The sequence below is a fragment of the Verrucomicrobiia bacterium genome, assembly GCA_035460805.1.
Classification (GTDB): Bacteria; Patescibacteriota; UBA1384; order CAILIB01; family CAILIB01; genus DATHWI01.
Genome location: DATHWI010000103.1, coordinates 13,335 through 30,191 on the forward strand (window position 1 = coordinate 13,335; position 16,857 = coordinate 30,191).

A 16,857-nucleotide genomic window follows, 5' to 3' on the forward strand; every position below is an offset into this window, starting at 1 on the left:
CGGCGGTATCAGAGTTCCAATGCCCCTTACGTAGGGGCATTTTTATATAAAAAGCCTCGCGAGTGCGAGGCTTTAGGTTTTGCTAGAGTTCAGAAAAGGTGAACTTCCTGAGAAGGGTGATATCCCTCAGTTGCTCCCAGGAGAGGCCACTGCCCAACTCCCGGTGTGAGCCACCAATGATGTCAGAGCCATTCCAGCCTTTCTCACCCGTCATGCCCTCGGCCTCGTTAAAGGCTGCGTACAGCTCCTTAACTGGGAAGGGGATGTAACGGGAGCGTCGTCCAACCGTGTAGACGAACCGGCCGTCTGGTCGGCGGGCAACGATGCTGATAAAGGCATCCATGCCGTTGCTGAACAGGTGGTACCGGGACTCGCTGCCGCCTATTTCATCGACAATCTTGAAAGTCGGGGAGTCGAAGAGGATCTCATGCCGGGTATCCAGTTCCTTCTCACCGCCGTAGCCCATTTGGTATTGGGTGAGCCGGCTGCACACCTCGGAGAGATTACTGCGGAGAATGTCGGCGTCGGCCGTGGCCAACCTCCCTGATTTACGGAGGTTGGTGTAGGGCTCGAAAACCCAGTTGTGCTGCCTGACCAGTCGGTCGGAGAGGTCGAGGGGGAATGCGCCACCCGTAATGTCCCACTTGTCGTCCAGGTCAAGGAGCCGGTTGATGAGAGGGTTGCTGGCCGCACCTTCAAACTGCTTGTGATTGGTGAGCAGCCAGGCCGCGAACGCTGTATCTTGATCTGTATCGTTGATGTAGATACTGCAGATACCACTACCGAATGCCTTCATGATGCCACCCTTGATGGCAAAGTAGACCTGTTTGGCCGTGCTCATGGTTGCCTCTCTCACCACGTTGTCGTGGTGGTCAAAGTTTACATGAAGCGTGGCTTCGTCATAGTTAGGGCCGCCCAGCACGGCACCGTCCAGCGCAATGGAGCGGGGCGGCGTGTTCCGGCAGAACTCCTCCCACTGCATAGTTTCCCGAGGGAGTATTTTAAAATCAAAGGCTAGTCCCATTTCTTCCTCCTGTTGGAAGTCTCTTTCAAAGGTCGTGTGGCTTTAGATAAGCCTGCGGAATAATAACCCATAAGTGGCTCTGGGTCAATAAAAAAGCCCCGATTGCCGGGGCTTTTTTGCAAGCAGTCAGTTATTTCTTGGAGTGATAGGCGCCAGAAATCATCTCTTGGGAAAAGGGGCCAATATAGTCACCTGTCTCCGCGTAGCGGTAGAGTGCAGCATTGAAGATAATCTGGAGGGAAGAGGTGTAGGCAATAAGGGCAAAGAGCAGGCTTAACTTAATGAGCACTTCGGTTACTATCATCCAAGTAACAATGGGCGCGCCCGCCACCAGAATCATGAGGATGGCCCCGGGGAACAGGATAATGGCGAGCACTGCAAAGAGGGAAATGAGGCCCAAGGAGAACTGAGCGACTACGTTTTCGCCCCAGGTTCGCTTAAATAGACCCGCAGAGTGCTTAAGGGAATCAATTGGTCCCATGTCGTGTGTTACAAGCGTAGGAATGATAAAGATAGTGGCCATTGTCCAGGCAATGTTCCCAATGATTGAGATAAACTTCCCTGCCCAACCAGCCTTCTCATGAATGATGTTGAGAATGACTCCAACAAGGGTCCCTACAATTGCCCATTGGGCCAGCCGCTTGCGGTGTGTCCATGCTTTAGAGAAAGCGAGGCGCATACGCATCTTCTCACCATTTAATGCGGCTTCCGCTGCAATGTAAAAGGCGGTATTTACAAAGATGGTAACCAGTTGGAGTGCGAAGACAAACAGGACTCCGACAATGGCTAGGTACGGAGAGTCGAAGAAACTTTCTGCGTTTGCCTCGGTCAGGTATCCGAGACGGTAGGCAAGGTAGGCGCCTCCGGCACTGAGAGGGGCGATGACAAGTATCAGGGTGCTTAAGAATGAGGCAAGCGCTACAAAGGGATACCAAACCAGCGAGGGGTTGATAGTAAAGACCTGGCGGCTTGCCTGCAGGAGCTGAAAGCTGCGGCTAATGCGACCCATGGGTGTTGAGGTTAAATACTTCTTCTAGAGGTTTGTTAAATACAGATGCAATACGCCACGCCAAAGCCAGGGAAGGCATGTACTCACCCTTTTCCAGGTAGGCAATGGTCTGCCGCACGGCTCCAACTTTATCCGCAAGCTGCTCTTGAGTCATGTCGGCTGCAAGGCGGAGCTGGCGGATGTTTGTAGTGAGGACTTGCTGTGGCATATGCAAAATATTTTTTACATAATGTCATATATTTATAACATCGTCAAGACATAGAAATATGGGTCTGATATCGTAGAGCCATGAACATGGAAACCCCAAATGTACTCCCTCCTCAGGAAGTGGAGCCAGAACCAGATCCAACCTGGAAAAGTGAGAAAGGTCGCGTTTGGACAATGTTGGAACGCGCCGAGATGGACGGTGGTGCAGGCCTCCTGGCGGAAAAGCAAATGGTGGCAGACTTCTTTCACCTTTACATGCTGGACAATCATGAGGCAGTGGAAGGTGTCTTGCGTAACCCTGAGCAGTTTAGTGACCGCTTTGTGGAAATGCTTTCCAGTGCCATTGCAGGACAGCCAATTGGGAAATATATCAGCCCAGCAATTTTGAGAAGGCTGACGGAAGAAGTCCGCGTTTCGCTCTTGCAGCGGCGCTTGAGCGACCCGTTCTAGGGGGGGCGTCACCACCCGTGCATTGGTTTTGCTATCTATCCAAACCTGATAGTGGTACTCTGGGAAGTATTACCTGACCCCTAGAGAACACTCCATGGATATTCAGCAAGAAGAAACCATCGTTAATGACCCGGCCACGGGAACAACGCAGGTTGTCCAGACTTCGCAGCAGGTAGCCACTCCTTCTGAGGTGAAAGAAGCTAGAACAGAGAAGAAGAATCAGATCGTATGGTATGTGGTTGGCATTATTAATGCCCTGTTGATTCTTCGCATCCTCTTCTTGTTGCTTGGTGCGCGAGATGTTGGGTTTGCCAGTATCCTTTATGGAATCACCGAGCCATTCGTGAGCCTCTTCCAGGGTATTTTCTCTGCTCCACATGTTGAGGGCTCATACTTTGATACTGCTGCCATTCTGGCCATCGTCATTGTGAGCCTGCTTGGTTGGGGTATCTCATCCCTTATCAATGTGATGCACCGCCCTGCCCCTGTGCAGCTGTAAGGTATCGCATTTGGGGAATAGAAAAAGCCACGCAACGTTGCGTGGCTTTGCTGAAGGCTAGGCTCCCAAGGGTCTGAAGAACCACTTGAGATAGGTGGGCGGCACCCAGTTCTGGCTCTCTGCACCATCGAAGAGCCTTTCCAGGGCTACTTCCGCTTGTTCTTGGCTACTGCTCGGCGCACCAATGGAGCGCAGATAGGCCAAGTCGGCGTAGAGGAAGGTGACCTCTTCAAGGTCGATGCCGCAGTCCTCCGCTCTTTGGAGGTAGCAAGCGTACTCGGGATCGTAGTAGTCGCTATCTTCGAGAAGAGCGAGGAAGTCTTCGGTCGCTACCGTAGTGTGTAGGGCGTAGAAGACTTCTTCCTGGAGGAGTGCGCGGGGTTCACCATACTGGCGAAGCCGCAGGTTGCGCTCGGTGGTAAGCCGATCCCCGGATCTTCTGGGATCGCGGTGACAGTCCTTCCCGCGTTTTCGCACGGAGTCCAAGCGAAGAAAGCGGTTAAAGCGGTTCTTGCGGGGCTCATCCGTGATGAGAGCAACGGTAAGGAGGGAGCGGGTAACTTTTTTTCCTGCCATATAAACGTCCAATCCTGGTTAGGATTTGGGAAACAATAGCATTGTAGGGTCTTTTTGTCAATCTGAAAGCCAACAAATAGAAAAAGCCGCCGGGAGTCCGGCGGCCTAGGAAAGCCTACTTTTGGCGGAGGCCAAACACGTAGCGCTCCTCTGTCACGTTCTGGACGAAGTGGAGGGGCTGAAATGAGCTTCCGTAAAAGCCAGGGGCACGCATGATAATCACGTGACCGGGTTCCGTGGAGAGGAAGCGTGGGTTGGACCCATTGCGGTTATCACAGAGGGCAAAATCTGCCCTCCCACCTAAGGTAAAGACACAGATAAGGTTCAGGATGGATCGCCCGTCCCTATGTGGTGTGATCCCAAACGACCCTGTGTCGTAGCGAAGGAGGGACATCTCCGTAAAGGAGAGGGGCGGTGAGAAGAGGTGATGAGCCTTTTCCTGGTGCACCTTCATGAGAAGAAGCTCCATGAAGTCATCGCGTAGGGAATAGAAGGCACTCTCCAGGGGAAACTTGGTACAGGAGTTAATATCCTCCCGTACAAGCCCGTTGTTAGCAGTCTCAGGCTGCTTCTTGTAAGAATGGGCCTTTGCCTCATCGAGAAGGAGTAACCTTCTCTCTTCAGGGAGGATGGGAATGCTAATCCCTCCTTCGGTGCGAAGTGTCTCCAATACGTCCTCAAAGGAAAAATCCAGGAGGTTGAGTCGCTCAGGGAAGCGATACCTGGTTACGGTAACGCTTGGCGTCCCGATGTCCCAAATGTCCAGCTTCCTCACCTGCACGGTGACTTTGTCCACGGGGAGTGTAGTAACGACCCCCGATGCAATGCCTTCCGCCAGGGATTCCAATAGGTTATGGCGCTCGCCCTCTACTACGAGGCGGGCGATATCGCGCAGGTGGCGGTAATCCACCGTGTTGGTGATGGAGTCATGGAGGGGATACTCCCTGCACTCCGCATCAACCTGAATGGCAAAGCGTTGTGCCTGCGTATGTTCTTTTTCAGTGAGCCCGTGAATGCCAGAAAGGGTAAGTGAAACGGAAATGGTGTGCATGGGTTGCCTCCTTGAGTATCAAAAAAACCGCCTGGGCGGCGGCTTAGTGAGCATGAAAATGCGTTACTCAGGGAAGGCCGCCATTAGGAGAGCGGGCGGGAATCCGTAAAGCCAGACCAGGTTCTGATGGCGTGGGTTAGTAACATGCCCTTATATAAGCACGCGGCATGGCAGGATGGGAAGGGGGCAGAGAGTTGTCAGTAATCTGGCATCAGGTACAATCTAAGGTATGACTGTCACCATTCTCCTTACCATCCTTGGGCTGATTATCTTTGAGGTAGTTACCAGTGTGGATAACGCTGTAATTAACGCCGAGGTGCTTTCCACCATGGGTGAAAGGGCGAGGAGATGGTTCCTCACCTGGGGGATACTCTTTGCCGTTTTCGTTGTCCGCGGCGCACTGCCTTGGCTCATTATTTGGGTGGTGAACCCGTCGCTGGGGCCTATGGGTGCCCTCTTTGCTACCTTTAGCAATGACCCGGCCGTGCACGAATCGATTGAGCGCTCGGCACCTGTTCTCCTGGCGGCTGGCGGTACCTTTATGATTTTCCTCTTCTTCTACTGGCTCTTCTTGGAGGAAAAAAACTTTGGCCTGCCTCGCGCTGAACGCTTCTTTATGCGTTTTGGCATTTGGTTTTACGCAGTTGTGGCCATCCTTCTCTCTACCATCGTGTGGTTTGCGCTTAAGCAAAACCCAGTTATGGCCTTTGGTGCGGTTATTGGCTCCACCGCCTTCTTCATTACGCACGGCTTCAAGGAAAACGCGGAGAAAGGCGAGCAGGACCTCCTTAAGAAAGACGGGAAGATGTCTGATATCAGCAAGATATTCTACCTGGAGATCATCGACACCAGCTTCTCCATTGACGGTGTTCTAGGCGCTTTTGCCTTCACGCTTTCTGTGCCAATTATTCTCCTAGGTAACGGTATCGGCGCAATTGTCATTCGTGAGATTACCGTCAGGAACCTTCGCCAAGTAAAGCGGTATCTCTACCTGAAGAACGGTGCAATGTACTCTGTTGCCGTGCTAGGTACTGTCATGGTTCTTAACGCTTTTGGACTTCATACGCCGCACTGGCTTGCTCCACTCGCTACTGTCTGTGTAGTTGGTTACTTTTTCCTCAAGTCCTCGCGTGAACTGAAGGGGGCCAGGGCCTAGAGACAGGGCTGGTTGGCCCTGGACGGTTAGGTCTTGCTGCTGACGGAAGTAGTAACCCGTCCATTTCCTTGAGAAAAACCGGTAAATCTGGCAAACTACTTCCGATATGAAATACCAGGTTCTCCTCTATTACCACTACGGCCACCTTACTGACGCAGCAGAGTTGCTTGTCAGCCAGCGCGCCCTTTGCCAGCGTCTCGGCCTAACGGGACGCCTTCTTATTGCGGAAGAGGGTATGAACGGCACGCTGGAGGGCACGGTTGAGGCCACTGAGGAATACGTGGCTGAACTTAAGAAGGATGTGCGATTCCGCAATATCCATATGAAACGGAGCGTAGGGACGGGGAATGCTTTCCCTAAGCTGATGGTGAAGCTCCGCTCAGAGATTGTGAGTGCGTACTTGGGAGATGACGATTTTAACCCAGCGGATCACACTGCGCCCTTTATTTCCCCTGAAGAGCTTCATTCGTGGATCCACTCCGACAAAGAGCTTTACATTGTGGATATGCGGAACAGTTACGAACACCTGTCCGGACACTTCGCAGGCTCCGTGCTTCCCAAGGACTTCCGGAACTTCCGCGACCTTCCCGCTATTCTTCCTCAAATAGAGCATTTGAAGGGAAAGACGGTCGTAACGGTTTGTACTGGAGGTGTCCGGTGTGAAAAGGCATCTGGCTTTCTTCTGAACAAAGGCTTCAAAGAGGTATACCAGCTGTATGGCGGTATTGTGAGCTATATGGAGAAGTACCCAAACCAGGACTTCCTAGGTAAGCTCTATGTGTTCGATAACCGCGTGACAATGGGCTTTAACACTGACCAGCCAGATCACACCGTTGTGGGCCGTTGTGCGTACTGTGACGTGCCTTGTGAGCGGTATGTGAACGATGATGACGCAGAGGGCAGGCCGCACTTTATCTGTTGCGCAGCCTGCAGTGAAACCCGCCCATCCCTCATCCCAGCTTAGGTACGGGGTTCGAGGTCTGTACACGTGGCATATTTCTCGCGTACAGTTCGGGTATAAATTAGTATCCGCGCACGTATACGTATGGCCACCATTACCAAGGAATACCTTATTGCGGTACCACCACGCATACTGTGGGATGCGTTGACTGACCCGCAGCAGATTGACGGTTGGGGAGCAGGCCCAAACCCTGTGGTTGATTTAGTGGAAGGTGGGGCATTCTCCCTTTGGGACGGCGAAGTAACAGGCAAAGTCCTGGATGTAGAAGAGGAGAGCCGCCTCGTTTGTGAATGGCACATGTCGGGGCATGAAACGCCCACGGAGGTTACTATTACCCTGGAGCCTGATGAAGAGGGCACAAAGATGACTGTTATGCAGACAGGTGTCCCCGAAGAAGAGGTGGAGGAATTCGATCGCGGTTGGGACGAGTTTTACGCCGGTCCCATTAAAGAGTTCTGCGAGCAGTCTTAAGAGAAAAAACCCTCCGTTACGGAGGGTTTTCTTGCTTGACTACACATCCTATTAGTGGGAAAAAGGAGTGTCATTGGACAATCGTTTGAGACAGGTTGAGGTTGGATATGAAAAATCTTCGTTGTGCGCTCACGGCCCTCTGGGCAGTTGTTTTTCTGCTTTGTGCAGTATCGGCACGAAGCCAGGTTAGCGGTTCCCCGGTTGCAGACCTTGCTTCAAAAGTGAGTTTCCAAAAAGCTTGGGAGAACGCCAAAGAGGATCCGGCTTTTACGGCGGCAATGCTTTCCCAGACCTTTATGAGGAAGGGGAAGGACAGTCTTGGCCGCGCTGTGTTCATTCTGGAGGCCCAGACATCTCCTGAAAAAGACTACGTCCTAGAGCTTATTCCCTGCGTTAAAACACCTACTGCCATAACCATGGTGGATGGCGACCCTACGTACTACGTGGTCAAACAGATGATATGGGGCGAACTCTCTGACGCAAAGAAAGAAGAGGCAAAGAGCCTGGGGATGGATGAGATGAAGATCCGTGAGATAAGCCGCAAATACGGCACGCCTGCCGAGGTGTACACACGCCTTAAATGCAATGCGCTTCACGTACGCTACCTCTCCAAGGACGGGACAAAAAAATACGAGGCAGTCTTCCTTATCAAAGACGCCTGAATCAAATGGCCAGGACGCACATCCTGGCCTTTTCTATTCAATCCCTAAATGGCTTTTTGCCTTGTGCCAGAGGGGCCAGACATAGACAAACCCTCCTACAAGAAGGGGGAGCCAAAGTTGAAAGCCCCGGAAGATGAGGGTGCCCGCAAGGGCATCGGCAGTAGGGACACCGGCTTTCCCCAAGAAGAAAACCAAGGCGCTCTCAACTACCACTAGGCCTTGAAAGAGTGGGGAGGCGGTAAGGACGAGGGCTGTGAGTACATACGCGGCGGCGGCAATTTCCACTGCAACCTGAATGCCTAGGGAGTGGAGTGCGCTCCAGAGCAGGAGCATGCCGGCGCTGTCTACCAAGAGACTAAGAAGGCCAGCTTCTATAAGGGGTTTAGAGTGAAAATGACCGACATGGGGAGCTAACCACTTGCGGACAAGGCGGGAGAGGAGCGGCCGGCAGACCACAATAAGGGTGACTGCGGTAGCAATGGCGCCTGCAAATATGCGGGCCAGCACATAAATGTGTTCCTCGTCTTGCAAGAGAACCCTGCCTACCAAGAACACAATAGGAACGAGAAGGATGAGGTAGGAGGTGGCACTCACTAAGACAAAGGCACTCGAGACGAAGGTGTGTTCTGAGGGCTTAATGTCGTGGTGGTCCAAGTCCTTAGTGAGGGTGTATTGAGCAACTGAGAAGCCACCCGGGATGAAGGGAGAAAGAAAGAACCGCTTTAAGTAGAGGACGATGGCTTCCCTAAAGGGGATATCTTTCTCCAGGGAGCGGTAACACGCGCGGATCACGGCTGATTGGATGAGCACTATACAGACGGAAGTGGCGAAGGCTACTAGGAGGTACTCAGGACGAGCCCCGTGAAAGGCTTTACTGATGCTTTGGAGCTCCGCACCGTTCCTTACGAAAAAGATGCCTCCCAGGACCATGAGGAGGAGTGCAAACAGGGTGCGGATAATACTTGTCCACGCGATGCGCATATACAGATATCCTACCTGAAACTATCTTTATTAGGGAGGGATGGTTCTACGGGAGCTTTTTTGCTATTGTGAAGCCCGCATCATATGGTTTGAGGATGTTTCGTTCGCACCTTACTTGCGCTTGCGACGTATGCACTAGCACCCGCGTTACTTCGTAACTCATGCACTCGCACAACTCATGCACTCGCACCCGCGTTACTTCGTAACGCTGGAGCTCGTTCGCGGTCCGCCTCTGAGTGCAAGCACTCACGGCGTTCGCTCACTCGCACCCGTAGCTCAGTGGATAGAGCGTCTGGTTCCGGTCCAGAAGGCCGCAGGTTCGATCCCTGCCGGGTGCACCAAAGAGAGCGAGGCATGTTTGCAACTAGCGCGCAAAGGGAAGAAATGCCTGAATACACCTCCGGTGTATGCTAATAGTTGCAAACATACCTCACCGTCTTTAATTCTCACTTGTGAAACCTATCATCGTTCAGCCTTCAGAGGCATACGAACTCATCGACAGCGGTAACGGCCTTCGTTTGGAGCGCTTTGGCCAGCACACCATTGTACGGCCAGACCCTTCAGTCCTGTGGCAACCTACCACGCCTAGTCATCCAGCATGGATCAATCCCGATGCTACTTTTGTCGATACAGAAAAAGAGCGCTGGCGCCTGCGTAAGCCACAACTGGCCAATGGGTGGGAAGTCTCTTTTGAAGGCGGGGCAAAAGTCCTGGTCAGGCCAACTCCTTTCCGGCACGTTGGCGTGTTCCCGGAGCAAGAAGCCAACTGGGCTTGGCTTAGGTCCAAGCTGAAGAGGGCAGACAAGCCGAAGGTCCTTAACCTTTTCGGCTATACCGGCGTGGCAAGCATTATAGCGGCCCAAGCGGGTGCCCTTGTTACCCATGTAGACTCGTCCAAGAGCACGGTTTTTTGGGCAAGTGACAACGCAAAGCGTTCAGCGCTAGGTGAGAAGGGAATTCGTTGGATGGTAGATGACGTACAGAAGTTTGTTAAGCGTGAGCTAAGGCGCGGCGCAACGTACGATCTCATTATCATGGACCCTCCTGTCTTTGGCCGTGGCGCAAAAGGCGAAGTCTGGCGCCTTGAGGAACACCTGGGTCCCTTGTTAACGGATATAGCAAGCCTTCTTTCACCAAACCCTATTGGGTTTTGCCTTAACTTTTACGCAACCTCACTTTACCCAGAGGCAGTTGCCCGTCTTACCCAAGAAGCACTTGGCGACAGGACTGGTGACCTAGGTCTGTACAGCTTGTGCCTAGGGGAAAGCGAGAGTGGAAAAGCTCTTCCTACAGGCTACTGCGTCCGGTCGGAATAACGGCAAGTTTTTGTCACTGGTTTGGTGGAATGAAGCGGTAGCGTAAGGCTACCGCTTCGGGTATCTACCAGGTCGACGGAGCGGTTTCATTTCTAACGAAACTGCTATGCGACGAAAACGTATTACGTACCGTGTTTTTCTAGCCCTACTTGCGGCTGCGCTCTGGCTTGGGTTCTTAGTTGAGGGGAGCCATGCTCTCTATACAGACCAGGTTCAACTCACTGGGAACAGTGTCGTGAGTGGTACTGCCAACCTCCTTATTAGCAACTCGCAAAACCCAAGCTCTAGCCTGTTTGAAAAGTCCAGAGCTGGTTTTACCAGTGACCTGAGCCCAGGAGAAAGCTTTGAGAAATTCTTTTTCCTCAAGAATGCTAGCGATGGCAACGTAGACTTTAAAATCTACATCACCACTGCAATCCCAGGGGGCAGTACCCCGTTGACCAGTGCCATATTCCTTTCCTTCGTAGAGGTAGACAGTGAGGGTAACCCCATTGGCCAAGAGTTTAGGACGTCGGTTTCAGCGGGCCAGAGCATGGTGCAAGACAGCGGCTTTGTGGTACCCAAGGGCTCTACGCACCGGTATCGTCTCGCTACCAGCCTCGATTCCACCTATGCCCAACAGGGTCAGGCGGGGCAGTACGATATCATCTTCACTGGTAACCAGGTCCTTAACTAAGTGCAATGGTTAACCGTTTAGTCACCCTTCTTTTCCTGGTTGGGGTAGTAATTACCCTTTTGACAGCTTTTCCAGTTCTTTCCCATAAAACCTATGTGGTGGTGTCGGGGAGTATGGGGAAAAATGTGCCAAAGGGCAGCCTTATCATTACACGTACGCAAAACGCGTACCGGGTTGGGGACATTGTTACCTTCCCCTTGCCGGGGAGTAGGCACGAAACGGTGACGCACAGGGTAGTCTCTGTCCGCCAGAGCAGTCGGGGTGAGTATTTGGAGACAAAGGGAGATGCAAACCCCAATGGCGACGGGTGGAAAATCCCTACAGAGGCGGTACTGGGCAGGGTAAGCCTTGTAATCCCGTATATCGGGCACGTGGCCTTTGCCCTCCAGTCCCTTCCCGGGTACCTTTTCTTTGCACTCGTGACCTTACTCTTCATTGTTCTTCCACTCATACGCGAGGCGGCACAGAGTTTCACTCATTTTTCTGAGGGTCGGTAATTACATCGACCCTCAGAATGAGGAAAGTACTTTAACCTGGAAAACGTAATTTTAATGCCATTTCTTATAATAGGTTGATGGTCGATCTATGTCACTTTTCCGATCCCTGCTAGCATGACGGCATGAAGATCTACACAAAAACAGGCGATGGGGGTGACACGGGCCTTTACGGTGGTGAGCGCCGGCCAAAAGATGACCCGCGCATTGTTGCTTACGGTGATGTAGACGAGCTTCAAGCGGTTTTGGGCCTTGCCCGGGCGTATGCCAATAAGAGACCGGACATTAGTGACGTGCTCTACGCCATCCAGCAGGACTGCTTTGTCATCTGTGCGGAACTTGCCCGTACGGAAACAAAAAAGGCCCGCAAGGACCCTGTACTGGGCTTGGAGCGGGTCGTTTGGCTGGAAGAGTCCATAGATGCCTTCGATGCCACCCTTCCGGTCCTTACGGCTTTTATCGTGCAAGGTGGCGCACTACTTGGCGCCCACTTGCATGTTGCCCGTACGGTGGGGAGAAGGGCAGAGCGTTCCGTAATAGGGTTAGCGCATACAGAAAACGTATCACAAGTAGTGCGCACCTACCTTAACCGGCTGTCCGACCTCTTGTTTGTATTAGCTCGCACGGCTAACCACCAAGATGGTTCCCCAGAAGAGGAGTTGCACGCAAGCTAGGGTTTCTTTGCAGGCGTGGCCGGGGTATCTGCGGTTGAGGCAAAGTTCCCGAATGTGGTGGCGAGCCGGATGATAAAGAAGGTGCCCATCATAACGATGATCCCGATAACGGCGTTAATAATGCCGGACCGGGCTAGCTTTGCTTTTTCTGCACTGCCTCCAGCGGTGATATAGGTGATGCCGCTCCAGAGGAGGTAGATGATTGCGAGTATCCCTCCAATCAGGAAAAGGAAGTCCACAATGTTTGTGGTCATTTTTTCAATAAGCGAAATGGCATTGGCACCACCAGAAGGATCAGGGGTTCCTTTAGGCTTAATGGAAATATCCGCAGCCTGGGCTATTGGAAGCAAGTAGTGGAGGAAACTCATAGCTTCAGTATACGAAGCGCTTTTTTTGAATACAAACATTCTTTCCCCAATTCTTTCCCCATGTGGAAAACAGTGTGGAAACAATAAACCGAACATAGGTTTGAAAAGGTATGATGATATCATACAAAAATACTTTAAACCTGGAGACTGAGTGTAATTTGGGTTACTACCCCTCCTTCGTGTGGCAAGCCCCAGCCCTCTCAGGGCCTTACAGGGCGCCAAAAAAGCACCTGTTTCCAGGTGCTTTTGTTTGTATCAGCTGCCGATTACCGACTAATCAAAGTAAAGGGTATGGTTCTTGGCACGCAACAGCTTCACTTCTTCAGCGCGGTGACGCATGTACCGGCCTAGGGAGTGGGTTTGGTATTGGGTAATAAGGTCTGCAACGTGTTCGCCCCCTAGAAGGTGGGGCAGAATGACGTAGTCGGCACCCTTGGCGTAGTAAGCGAGCGCATAGTCAATCTCATGAGCGGTCACAATGAGCTTAACCTTAGGGTTCTTTTTCTTGATCTGCTCGATGAGGAAGAGCGTTTCCTCGTGGTGAGGGATGGTGGAGACAACCATGGAGGCACGTTCCATGTGGATGGCATCAAAGATCTCATCGTCTTCCACATCGCCGTAAACACAGTCGATTCCTACTGAGCGGAGCTTACTGATTATCTCTGGGTTAAAGTCTACAACTACGGTGCGATGATGCAGCTGGTGGAGCTTCTTCAGGATGTGATACCCCATGCGGTGGTAGCCAAAGATAACGATGTGGTCAGTGAGGCGTTCCTCAATCTCTGCCGTGACATGCTCGTGGTGGTCATGGGAGTGCCGCTCCAAGGAGGTGAGAGGCTTGCGTAGGAGGCGGTACAAGGCGTTCCGGTGTCCAAACAGGATAGTTGAGAAGAAGACGGAAGCAACCATCGTGAAAGTGACGGCAGAGGATATCTCCGCCGATACCTGGCCTTGGCGCACACCGAGGGTAATAAGGATAAGGGAGAACTCGGAAATTTGGCTCTGGGTGACTGCGGTAAGGAAGGCGGTGCGGCTGCGGTACTTGTTGGCGGTCAGGGTAAGGAAGCTGATAACTGGCTTCACGAGGACTGCCAAGATGGTGAGGCCAATGGTGAGGAGGGCATATTGCCCAACTGGCAGCACCAAATGCGCCCCTAGCCCTACAAAGAAGAGGATGAGGAAGAAGTCGCGCAGGCTTCGGAGGCGGGTAATAATTTCCAGGCTGTAGGGCAGTGCGGCCAGGCTGATACCTGCCAGGAAGGCGCCAATCTCGATAGGGAAATCGAACTTCTCCATAGTAATGGCAAAGAGGAAGCACCAGGCAATGCTGCTTACAAACAGGATCTCAGAAGACTTGGCCAGCTTTGCAAAGAGGAGAGGGAAGATGTACTGGGACATCGTCCAGATAAGCGTAAGCATGGCAGCGGTCTTCACTAGGAGAAGGAAGATTTGCTGGCCCAAGTCCAAGGCGGAAGCCCCTGAGAGGCCCGAGATGAGCACTAGGGCAATAATGGCGATGATGTCTTCAACGAGAAGGATACCAATAGCTAGGCGACCGTGGAGTGAGTTAAGGTCGCGGGCTTCGCTGAGGAACTTGATGACAACCACGGTTGAAGCAAAGCTCAGTGCCGCCCCCAGGTAAACACCGGTGAGGAAGCTTTGATGGGTGAGCATCGCCAATACCATACCTGCGGCAAAGTAGCCTATGGCCTGGGTGACAGCTAGGAAAGAAGCCGCCTTGAAGACGTTCTTGGCCTTTACCCAGTCCAGTTCCAAGCCAACGAGGAACAAAAGGAAAGCAATGCCGATCTGGGTAAGGGTTTCCAGGAGTTCACCACCACTCTTGATGTAGTTGAAACCAAGTGGGCCTAGGACAAGTCCGGTGGCGATGTACCCAATGAGTGGGGGAAGACGAAAAAGTCGCACCAGAACAGCCAGTGCGGCAGCCAAAATGAGAATGCCCCCAATCTCAGTAAAGTAGTGATTCACCCCTTTAGTATATAAGAAAAACACCTGAATTTCCGGTATTTGGAAATGGGCGCTACTGAGTGAAGGGGTTTGTCTTCTTAGCGCAATGTTTGTGGCTTTGGTAAGCCACAAATGCATCACCCGCTATAGATTTCCAGGTTTAGCACATTGACAATTGACCGGTTTGGACGTATACTAATTTAATTTCCAAAACAAAAAGTTGTGGAAATACAAAACAAATACAAAAACAAAAATCATGACCTTCGTTGGTCTTGGCGAAATCCACCGCCGCATCCTGCCATTCACGTTGAGCATCCGTCTCATTACCCTGACGACTGCCCCGTCTTTGGTTAGTTTTGTGCAGATCGGTACCGCCCACGCCATGCCTGCCAACGGGGGACTAGTTGTTGCGGAGCGTTTTGCGGTCAACGACCTGCTCCAGGCTACCAATCAGGAACGCCGTGCTGCAGGCCTTAACGAGCTTGCGGTAAACCCCCTCCTCAATGCCGCTGCTGCCCGCAAGGTGGTTGATATGCGTGAAAAGGGGTATTGGGACCATTACCGCCCAAGTGATAACAAGGCTCCTTGGGACTTCATTAAGGAGGCTGGATATACCTATAAGGTTGCAGGTGAGAACCTTGCCCGTGGTTTCCGTACGGTTAATGGCATTACCAAAGCTTGGATGGAAAGCCCATCCCACCGTGCCAACCTACTTTCCCCAGATTACACCGAGGTTGGTTTTGCCGACGCTGAGATTATCAATGAAGATGGTGAGCGCGTTATGCTTACGGTTCAAATGTTTGGCGGGAAATAATTGGACAGGACTAGGTGAGCCCTTGAGGGCTCTTTTTTTGTATCCAACGGTGCATTAAGAACTGCTACACCCTGAGAGACTGCGTTTTGCGCATAATTGACGCGCAAAGCCGATCATTTCTCAAAGTGTGACAGTTCTTATGGGGTGGTATAATGTGCAGGTATGTTCCGGCGTCTCTTAACTTGGCTCCAGGGATCTTTCAGCTACATCTGGCTAGTGGCTTTAGCTGTGTATTTTTCCGTGCTTGCTGGGCAAGCTATTTACCGTAATTACCAGGCACAGCAGGATAGCAAAGCCTTGCGGGCTGAGTTAGCACAGGCCAAACAGGAACGGGAACGGCTAGAGGCGCTGGTGGTTTACTATAAGACCGATGCCTTCCGGGAGAAAGAACTCCGCCGTAGTCTCTTGCTGCGCATGCCTGACGAAAAAGTGTACGCTCTCCCTGAATCGGCAATAGGGAAGAAGGCTGAAGAGGCGGAAGTCGCTTTGCGTGAACAGTCTGACCCTCGCACCAGCCTCCCTACGTGGAGACAGTGGTTTGACTACCTTTTAGGGCGCAGCACTCGCGCCTAGCTTAACCTGGAAACCGGCTCCTAGACCTTGACATAAGGGCCTTTTTATGGTATAGTCCCGGCAATGATTGTTAGTTTGAAAACCCGCCTAATCGCAGTTCTCGCAGTACTCGGCATCTTCGCTTCCTTCGCTTCGGCGCAGGAGGACATCGATGTCCAGGAAAGCGCGAGAGCTAACTCGCGCCTCAACAAGTCCCAGTCTGGAGCTCGTCCTTCGGACCTGAGGTCGGCGCTTGCCGCCGGCATCTATTTCATGACCTGGCTTCCACCGTCGACTACGTTAACGTATGATTTTGACGGATACTACGAGCAGGAGACGGTCCCCTCGGAGTTAGCGAGGATCTTCAAAGAAGAGATTGCCTCTGCAGCGACCAAGATCAAGTTGCCCCACCATAAGGGGACGACTGCTGCTCGCCTCGAAGCGTTGGCGGCCTTTGGGCTACCTGCTGACCTCGTGCTCGTCACTGACGACTCAAGGGTTGCTGATCCCGGCCTCATTGGCACGGTAAACTTCCAGCTCACCCTTGATACGGGCGCGCGGGGAGGTACCATCTCCGGCCGTGGTGTCCAGATTGGACTCGGCGACAGCAAGGTGGTCCTGAAGCTTTCCGGCTCAGTAGACTGCTTTGGCTGGGACCGGATCAGCGTCGCATCTTCTACCCCGAAAGAGCGCACCGTCCCCATGACACTCGGCAAGGACGTGGAGCTTGAGGTCAACGACGAGCGTAACATTCTGCGCTTCCTCAATGTAGGGAGCGTCGGTGGAAGCTATTCGGAAAGAAGCCGGCCGAGTATTCCCGGAAATATCCGGAAGATCATTCGTGAGATGGCGAACGAGATCGTAGCCGACCTGGCTGCCCAACTGAAATAGTCGGGCCAAGGCGGTGGCATTAAAGAGGACCAGCAATCGCTGGTCCTCTTCTTTTTG

At 52.4% G+C, this 16,857-nt stretch carries 21 protein-coding genes and 1 tRNA gene; 14 read left to right on the top strand and 8 right to left on the bottom strand.

The window, feature by feature from the left end; all coding sequences use genetic code 11:
• Window positions 1-82: 82 nt before the first annotated feature.
• The 3 genes from VLA04_03930 to VLA04_03940 all read right to left on the bottom strand — a co-directional run bounded on the left by VLA04_03930 (window position 83) and on the right by VLA04_03940 (window position 2,241).
• Window positions 83-1,024, bottom strand: a complete 942-nt coding sequence (locus VLA04_03930) for a hypothetical protein (protein HSI20817.1) — start codon at window positions 1,022-1,024, stop codon at window positions 83-85.
• 130 nt (window positions 1,025-1,154) lie between these two features.
• Window positions 1,155-2,033 (bottom strand): DUF6159 family protein, encoded by an 879-nt coding sequence (locus VLA04_03935; GenBank protein ID HSI20818.1) that lies wholly within the window; start codon window positions 2,031-2,033, stop codon window positions 1,155-1,157.
• Window positions 2,020-2,241, bottom strand: coding sequence for a helix-turn-helix transcriptional regulator (locus VLA04_03940; GenBank protein HSI20819.1), 222 nt, complete (start codon window positions 2,239-2,241; stop codon window positions 2,020-2,022). Before VLA04_03940 ends, VLA04_03935 begins: the two co-directional genes overlap by 14 nt.
• An 80-nt stretch (window positions 2,242-2,321) precedes the next feature.
• On the opposite strand from VLA04_03940, the gene VLA04_03945 reads away from it, so the two are divergent.
• Together VLA04_03945 and VLA04_03950 are read left to right on the top strand one after the other, a co-directional pair.
• Window positions 2,322-2,690, top strand: coding sequence for a hypothetical protein (locus VLA04_03945; GenBank protein HSI20820.1), 369 nt, complete (start codon window positions 2,322-2,324; stop codon window positions 2,688-2,690).
• Window positions 2,691-2,784: 94 nt separating this feature from the next.
• A complete protein-coding gene (locus VLA04_03950; protein HSI20821.1) occupies window positions 2,785-3,189 on the top strand; it encodes a YggT family protein in 405 nt (134 codons plus the stop codon).
• A gap of 57 nt (window positions 3,190-3,246) precedes the next feature.
• Here the strand turns inward: VLA04_03950 and VLA04_03955 are convergent, their stop codons facing one another.
• Both VLA04_03955 and VLA04_03960 read right to left on the bottom strand, forming a co-directional pair.
• Entirely contained in the window at window positions 3,247-3,765 is a 519-nt protein-coding gene (locus VLA04_03955) for a hypothetical protein (protein ID HSI20822.1), read from the bottom strand.
• Between the two features lie 115 nt (window positions 3,766-3,880).
• On the bottom strand, window positions 3,881-4,816 hold the full coding sequence (locus VLA04_03960) for a dihydroneopterin aldolase (protein ID HSI20823.1): 936 nt from the start codon (window positions 4,814-4,816) through the stop codon (window positions 3,881-3,883).
• Window positions 4,817-5,045: 229 nt separating this feature from the next.
• Here VLA04_03960 and VLA04_03965 point away from each other — a divergent pair, with 229 nt between their 5' ends.
• The 4 genes from VLA04_03965 (at window position 5,046) to VLA04_03980 (ending at window position 8,066) form a co-directional block, all read left to right on the top strand.
• Window positions 5,046-5,972 (top strand): DUF475 domain-containing protein, encoded by a 927-nt coding sequence (locus tag VLA04_03965; protein ID HSI20824.1) that lies wholly within the window; start codon window positions 5,046-5,048, stop codon window positions 5,970-5,972.
• Between the two features lie 106 nt (window positions 5,973-6,078).
• Window positions 6,079-6,936 carry a rhodanese-related sulfurtransferase gene (locus tag VLA04_03970; protein ID HSI20825.1) on the top strand — a complete coding sequence of 286 codons (858 nt, stop codon included), beginning with the start codon at window positions 6,079-6,081 and terminating at the stop codon, window positions 6,934-6,936.
• An 81-nt stretch (window positions 6,937-7,017) separates the two neighbouring features.
• Window positions 7,018-7,404, top strand: coding sequence for an SRPBCC domain-containing protein (locus tag VLA04_03975; protein ID HSI20826.1), 387 nt, complete (start codon window positions 7,018-7,020; stop codon window positions 7,402-7,404).
• Between the two features lie 107 nt (window positions 7,405-7,511).
• Window positions 7,512-8,066: a hypothetical protein gene (locus VLA04_03980; protein ID HSI20827.1), complete on the top strand. Its 555-nt coding sequence runs from the start codon at window positions 7,512-7,514 to the stop codon at window positions 8,064-8,066.
• Window positions 8,067-8,099: 33 nt separating this feature from the next.
• On the opposite strand, the gene VLA04_03985 is transcribed toward VLA04_03980, so the two are convergent.
• Window positions 8,100-9,047, bottom strand: coding sequence for a lysylphosphatidylglycerol synthase transmembrane domain-containing protein (locus VLA04_03985; GenBank protein ID HSI20828.1), 948 nt, complete (start codon window positions 9,045-9,047; stop codon window positions 8,100-8,102).
• 265 nt (window positions 9,048-9,312) lie between these two features.
• On the opposite strand from VLA04_03985, the gene VLA04_03990 reads away from it, so the two are divergent.
• From VLA04_03990 to VLA04_04010, 5 genes are all read left to right on the top strand, one after another.
• Window positions 9,313-9,388, top strand: a tRNA-Arg gene (locus VLA04_03990).
• A 111-nt stretch (window positions 9,389-9,499) separates the two neighbouring features.
• Window positions 9,500-10,363 (top strand): class I SAM-dependent methyltransferase, encoded by an 864-nt coding sequence (locus tag VLA04_03995; protein HSI20829.1) that lies wholly within the window; start codon window positions 9,500-9,502, stop codon window positions 10,361-10,363.
• 106 nt (window positions 10,364-10,469) lie between these two features.
• Window positions 10,470-11,039, top strand: coding sequence for a hypothetical protein (locus VLA04_04000; GenBank protein ID HSI20830.1), 570 nt, complete (start codon window positions 10,470-10,472; stop codon window positions 11,037-11,039).
• A gap of 5 nt (window positions 11,040-11,044) precedes the next feature.
• The gene (locus tag VLA04_04005; GenBank protein ID HSI20831.1) at window positions 11,045-11,536 is read left to right on the top strand and encodes a signal peptidase I; all 492 of its coding nucleotides are present in this window, start codon (window positions 11,045-11,047) and stop codon (window positions 11,534-11,536) included.
• Between the two features lie 122 nt (window positions 11,537-11,658).
• The gene (locus tag VLA04_04010) at window positions 11,659-12,207 is read left to right on the top strand and encodes a cob(I)yrinic acid a,c-diamide adenosyltransferase (protein ID HSI20832.1); all 549 of its coding nucleotides are present in this window, start codon (window positions 11,659-11,661) and stop codon (window positions 12,205-12,207) included.
• Here VLA04_04010 and VLA04_04015 read toward each other — a convergent pair.
• Both VLA04_04015 and VLA04_04020 read right to left on the bottom strand, forming a co-directional pair.
• Window positions 12,204-12,575: a pilin gene (locus VLA04_04015; protein ID HSI20833.1), complete on the bottom strand. Its 372-nt coding sequence runs from the start codon at window positions 12,573-12,575 to the stop codon at window positions 12,204-12,206. The genes VLA04_04010 and VLA04_04015 overlap by 4 nt on opposite strands.
• Before the next feature lie 273 nt (window positions 12,576-12,848).
• The gene (locus VLA04_04020) at window positions 12,849-14,564 is read right to left on the bottom strand and encodes a cation:proton antiporter (GenBank protein HSI20834.1); all 1,716 of its coding nucleotides are present in this window, start codon (window positions 14,562-14,564) and stop codon (window positions 12,849-12,851) included.
• A gap of 235 nt (window positions 14,565-14,799) precedes the next feature.
• Between VLA04_04020 and VLA04_04025 the strand changes: the two genes are divergently transcribed.
• From VLA04_04025 to VLA04_04035, 3 genes are all read left to right on the top strand, one after another.
• Window positions 14,800-15,357 carry a CAP domain-containing protein gene (locus tag VLA04_04025; GenBank protein ID HSI20835.1) on the top strand — a complete coding sequence of 186 codons (558 nt, stop codon included), beginning with the start codon at window positions 14,800-14,802 and terminating at the stop codon, window positions 15,355-15,357.
• A 162-nt stretch (window positions 15,358-15,519) separates the two neighbouring features.
• Entirely contained in the window at window positions 15,520-15,930 is a 411-nt protein-coding gene (locus VLA04_04030; GenBank protein ID HSI20836.1) for a septum formation initiator family protein, read from the top strand.
• A 63-nt stretch (window positions 15,931-15,993) separates the two neighbouring features.
• Window positions 15,994-16,800 (top strand): hypothetical protein, encoded by an 807-nt coding sequence (locus tag VLA04_04035; GenBank protein HSI20837.1) that lies wholly within the window; start codon window positions 15,994-15,996, stop codon window positions 16,798-16,800.
• Window positions 16,801-16,857 lie beyond the last annotated feature (57 nt).

What these genes read in the sequence shown, in the direction of transcription:
- VLA04_03930 (HSI20817.1), bottom strand. Translation starts at nt 1,024, where the DNA reads ATGGGACTAGCCTTTGATTTTAAAATACTCCCTCGGGAAACTATGCAG.
- VLA04_03935 (HSI20818.1), bottom strand. Translation starts at nt 2,033, where the DNA reads ATGGGTCGCATTAGCCGCAGCTTTCAGCTCCTGCAGGCAAGCCGCCAG.
- VLA04_03940 (HSI20819.1), bottom strand. Translation starts at nt 2,241, where the DNA reads ATGCCACAGCAAGTCCTCACTACAAACATCCGCCAGCTCCGCCTTGCA.
- VLA04_03945 (HSI20820.1), top strand. Translation starts at nt 2,322, where the DNA reads ATGAACATGGAAACCCCAAATGTACTCCCTCCTCAGGAAGTGGAGCCA.
- VLA04_03950 (HSI20821.1), top strand. Translation starts at nt 2,785, where the DNA reads ATGGATATTCAGCAAGAAGAAACCATCGTTAATGACCCGGCCACGGGA.
- VLA04_03955 (HSI20822.1), bottom strand. Translation starts at nt 3,765, where the DNA reads ATGGCAGGAAAAAAAGTTACCCGCTCCCTCCTTACCGTTGCTCTCATC.
- VLA04_03960 (HSI20823.1), bottom strand. Translation starts at nt 4,816, where the DNA reads ATGCACACCATTTCCGTTTCACTTACCCTTTCTGGCATTCACGGGCTC.
- VLA04_03965 (HSI20824.1), top strand. Translation starts at nt 5,046, where the DNA reads ATGACTGTCACCATTCTCCTTACCATCCTTGGGCTGATTATCTTTGAG.
- VLA04_03970 (HSI20825.1), top strand. Translation starts at nt 6,079, where the DNA reads ATGAAATACCAGGTTCTCCTCTATTACCACTACGGCCACCTTACTGAC.
- VLA04_03975 (HSI20826.1), top strand. Translation starts at nt 7,018, where the DNA reads ATGGCCACCATTACCAAGGAATACCTTATTGCGGTACCACCACGCATA.
- VLA04_03980 (HSI20827.1), top strand. Translation starts at nt 7,512, where the DNA reads ATGAAAAATCTTCGTTGTGCGCTCACGGCCCTCTGGGCAGTTGTTTTT.
- VLA04_03985 (HSI20828.1), bottom strand. Translation starts at nt 9,047, where the DNA reads ATGCGCATCGCGTGGACAAGTATTATCCGCACCCTGTTTGCACTCCTC.
- VLA04_04000 (HSI20830.1), top strand. Translation starts at nt 10,470, where the DNA reads ATGCGACGAAAACGTATTACGTACCGTGTTTTTCTAGCCCTACTTGCG.
- VLA04_04005 (HSI20831.1), top strand. Translation starts at nt 11,045, where the DNA reads ATGGTTAACCGTTTAGTCACCCTTCTTTTCCTGGTTGGGGTAGTAATT.
- VLA04_04010 (HSI20832.1), top strand. Translation starts at nt 11,659, where the DNA reads ATGAAGATCTACACAAAAACAGGCGATGGGGGTGACACGGGCCTTTAC.
- VLA04_04015 (HSI20833.1), bottom strand. Translation starts at nt 12,575, where the DNA reads ATGAGTTTCCTCCACTACTTGCTTCCAATAGCCCAGGCTGCGGATATT.
- VLA04_04025 (HSI20835.1), top strand. Translation starts at nt 14,800, where the DNA reads ATGACCTTCGTTGGTCTTGGCGAAATCCACCGCCGCATCCTGCCATTC.
- VLA04_04030 (HSI20836.1), top strand. Translation starts at nt 15,520, where the DNA reads ATGTTCCGGCGTCTCTTAACTTGGCTCCAGGGATCTTTCAGCTACATC.
- VLA04_04035 (HSI20837.1), top strand. Translation starts at nt 15,994, where the DNA reads ATGATTGTTAGTTTGAAAACCCGCCTAATCGCAGTTCTCGCAGTACTC.